A 3569-nucleotide genomic window follows, 5' to 3' on the forward strand; every position below is an offset into this window, starting at 1 on the left:
CCCGCGCCTCGGCCAGTCCGTCGCCGTTCCGGCCCGCTCCCGCCCCCGGCTCGTCGACCGGGTCGCCCCCGATCCGCGGCAGCAACGCCACGAGAAGGGCCAGCGCGAGGATGCCCACCCCCAGCGCCCACTTCGTCGCCCCGGTCACGACCCCGTCACCAGCCCGAGCAGGTGGTCCCGCTCCGGCCCCCGGACCAGCTTCGCCGCCGTGTCGAACTCCGTCGGACCGGTCCCGTAGGACGGGCAGTCGCGCGCCAGCGGGCAGGCGCCGCAGGCGGGTCTGCGCGAGTGACACACCCGCCTGCCGTGGAAGATCACCCGGTGCGACAGCATGGTCCACTCCTTACCCGGGAAAAGGCCACCGACCTCGTGTTCGACCTTCACGGGATCGTCGGCGGTGGTCCACCCCCAGCGCCGCACCAGCCTGCCGAAATGGGTGTCGACGGTGATGCCCGGCACCGCGAACGCCTCACCGAGCACCACGTTGGCCGTCTTGCGCCCCACCCCGGGCAGCTTGACCAGCGCGTCGAGCGATCCGGGGACGGCGCCGTCGTGCCGTTCGACGAGCGCGGCGCCGAGCCTCATCAGCGACGACGCCTTGTTGCGGTAGAAGCCGGTCGGCCGGATCAGCTCCTCCAGCTCGACCCGGTCGGCCCCGGCGTAGTCGGCCGCCGTGGGGTGCCGGGCGAACAGCGCCGGCGTGACCTGGTTGACCCGTTCGTCGGTGGTCTGCGCCGACAGGATGACCGCGACCAGCAGTTCCAGCGGTGTGCCGAAATCCAGCTCGCAGTGGGCGTTTGGGTAGGCGGTGTCGAGGCAACGCTTCATACGCCGCGCGCGTCTGACCAACGACAACCGGCTCTCTTCAGCGAACGTGCGCCCCCTCCGGGGGCCCTGACCGACCGACGACGACACCCCGCTAGCCTACGTGCGCCGTCCGGGGAGTCGACCACACGTGCGTCGCTGACGTCGGGCCAACACCGGACGTGGCAACGACGACCGAGCCGGGCGTGAGCGAATGACCGGGAGTGATATGACCGTCTGGTTCGTGATCCTCGTGCCGATCGTGGTGATGGGCTTCGCCCTGTTCATGGAACGTGTCGAGAACCATCTCCGGCACGTCTCGGTGCGCGGTGAGGACGTGGAGGAGTTCCTCGAACAGGCCCGGCCCGACGAGGTCAGGGCACTGTACGGACACGGTATCGGCCGCGCGCTCGAACTTTTCCGGCTGCGTCGTCTCGCCGGGAAGACGGCCAAGGGCAGGGGTCGGGGGATGCGGCGTTAGGCTTGCCTGTCGGACGGGATTCCTCCGCCGACCCCTCGGACGTGCGAATTCGGCCGAGGGGACAGTGCGTGTCCGGGTGTACGCACTGCGTTCGCGAGGGTCAGGATACCTCCTGGCCCGCACTCGCGCGAGCGGCCCGAGCGGGGAGCGATCTCGAGGGCACGCCCTACACTGCATGTAGTGATCGGCGTCATCCTCCTCCACCCGGGGGATGGATGGTCGCTACCCGAAGGAGGCACGAGGTGGACGAGACCCTGGCCCGCGCGGGCATCTTCCAGGGTGTGGAACCGGCGGCGGCCGAGGCGCTCGCGCAGACCTTGGAGACAACGGAGTTTCCCCGGGGCCACGTCATCTTCAACGAGGGCGAGCCCGGGGACAAGCTCTACATCATCAAGTCGGGCAAGGTGAAGATCGGCCGCAAGTCCGCGGACGGCCGCGAGAACCTGTTCCAGATCATGGGACCGTCGGACATGTTCGGCGAGCTGTCGATCTTCGACCCCGGTCCGCGCACGTCGACCGCCACGACGGTGACCGAGGTCAGCTCGGTCACGATGGACCGTCCCGCCCTGCGGCAGTGGATCTCGACTCGGCCGGAGATCGCCGAGCAGCTGCTGCGTGTGGTGGCCCGCAGGCTGCGCCGCACGAACAACATGGTCGCCGAACTGATCTTCACCGACGTCCCCGGCCGGGTGGCCAGGGCACTGCTGCAGCTCGCGCAGCGGTTCGGCAGTCAGGAGGCGGGCCTGCTGCGGGTCACCCACGACCTGACGCAGGAGGAGATCGCCCAGTACGTCGGCGCGTCGCGGGAGACCGTGAACAAGGCACTGGCCGATTTCGCCCACCGCGGTTGGCTGCGGCTCGAAGGCAAGAGTGTGCTGATCCTCGACCCGGAGCGACTGGCCCGCCGGGCCCGCTGACCCGGGCGCACCCGCCGGAACACGCCCCGGGTCAGCGTCGACCCCGGGCGGTCACCGGACCGGCGCGGCCAGCGTCCGTGTCCTCGACACACCACGTCTCCCGAGGCCTGTCCCCGACGCGCTGTGTTCGCCGAGGCGTGGAAATTTCGACGCACGCCCCGCGCGCACATGCTCCGCAGGGCGCGTCCCGCCAGGTGGCGACATACATTCGGGCAACAGCGTCGAACCGGCATCCGGACACACGAACAAGGGACCGGGTGCCACCCCCGACGTGGCACTGTCCGGCCCCTTGTCCGTTCGCGCGGACCGTCCCCCGACCGCCCGCGCTCCCCGCCCTCCGGTCTAGGCCCCGACCCGAAACCCGGAGGGAGTCTCACGCGGCGCCACCATCCATGGCGCCGCACCGTTTCTCGTTGTTCGGCACTCCGCCGCACGGCGGATGTCTCGGCGTCCCGTGCGTCCGAGGGTGCCGTCCCGATTCGACCGGGACCAGGGTCGCACGACCCGTACCGGTCGCCTCAAGAACTTTCACCCCTATAGACGCCCGGAACGCCCGTGGGATGCTCGAATTCCGGCACCGTTACCGGTCCGTTATGCGAATACCCGACCAAGGGGGGCCTTACACCTCGATCGGGCGAAATTTGTCCCTTTCATCCCCGGCTCGGCGCACCTCGGGGCCTGGAGCGGTACTGCCGTACCACCTCCAGCATACTGGTACGCATGTCCCAGACGTCGGCCCACGGACGGACAACCCTGTCCGACTACCGGGTGGCCCTGAGCACACCCGGGGCGCGCGGGCCGGTGGCCGCCTCGGTGCTCGCACGGTTGCCGATCGCGATGATCGGGCTGTCCGCCCTGTTGTACGTGCAGCAACGCACACACGACTTCGCGATCGCCGGTCTCGTCTCGGCGGGCACCCTCGTGGGGGTCTCCATCGGGTCGGTGGCCCAGGGACGACTCATCGACCGGTTCGGCCCCACCCGGCCGCTGCTGGTCGCCTCCGCCCTGTTCTCCGCACTTCTCGCCCTGCTCATCGGTGCGATCGAAGCGGGAAGCGCCGCGGCCGTCCTGATCGCCGCGGCCGTCGGGATCGGGGTCACCGAACCGATGACCGGTTCCGCGTCCCGCGCGTTGTGGGGCAGGCTGCTCCCGGCCGGTCCCGCGCGGGACGCCGCCTTCGCCTACGAGGCGATCAGCATGGAGGTCTTCTTCATCCTCGGCCCGGGACTCGCGGGCGTGCTGGTCACCGCGCCGTGGCCGGGTACGGGACTCGTCGTGGGCGGTGCGTGCCTGGTCGCCGGTTCGGTCGCGTTCGCGCTGAGCACACCGGTGCGGGCCTGGGGGCCGGCCCCGGGTCCCCGCGGGCC

General features: G+C 70.4%; 4 protein-coding genes. 3 read left to right on the top strand and 1 reads right to left on the bottom strand.

Features of this window, described 5'->3' with window-relative positions; genetic code table 11:
* Positions 1–144: 144 nt before the first annotated feature.
* Positions 145–915, bottom strand: coding sequence for an endonuclease III (gene nth / locus SACHA_RS0109665; protein ID WP_232211850.1), 771 nt, complete (start codon positions 913–915; stop codon positions 145–147).
* Positions 916–1033: 118 nt separating this feature from the next.
* On the opposite strand from nth, the gene SACHA_RS0109670 reads away from it, so the two are divergent.
* The 3 genes from SACHA_RS0109670 to SACHA_RS21305 form a co-directional block, all read left to right on the top strand.
* A complete protein-coding gene (locus SACHA_RS0109670; protein WP_007025210.1) occupies positions 1034–1285 on the top strand; it encodes a hypothetical protein in 252 nt (83 codons plus the stop codon).
* Between the two features lie 242 nt (positions 1286–1527).
* On the top strand, positions 1528–2202 hold the full coding sequence (locus SACHA_RS0109675) for a Crp/Fnr family transcriptional regulator (RefSeq protein WP_007025211.1): 675 nt from the start codon (positions 1528–1530) through the stop codon (positions 2200–2202).
* A 720-nt stretch (positions 2203–2922) separates the two neighbouring features.
* On the top strand, positions 2923–3569 hold a 647-nt coding region (locus SACHA_RS21305), incomplete at its 3' end, for an MFS transporter (protein WP_019809261.1).

This window comes from Saccharomonospora halophila 8 (genome assembly GCF_000383775.1).
In the GTDB taxonomy this organism is placed as follows: Bacteria; Actinomycetota; Actinomycetes; order Mycobacteriales; family Pseudonocardiaceae; genus Saccharomonospora; species Saccharomonospora halophila.

What these genes read in the sequence shown, in the direction of transcription:
- SACHA_RS0109670 (WP_007025210.1), top strand. Translation starts at nt 1,034, where the DNA reads ATGACCGTCTGGTTCGTGATCCTCGTGCCGATCGTGGTGATGGGCTTC.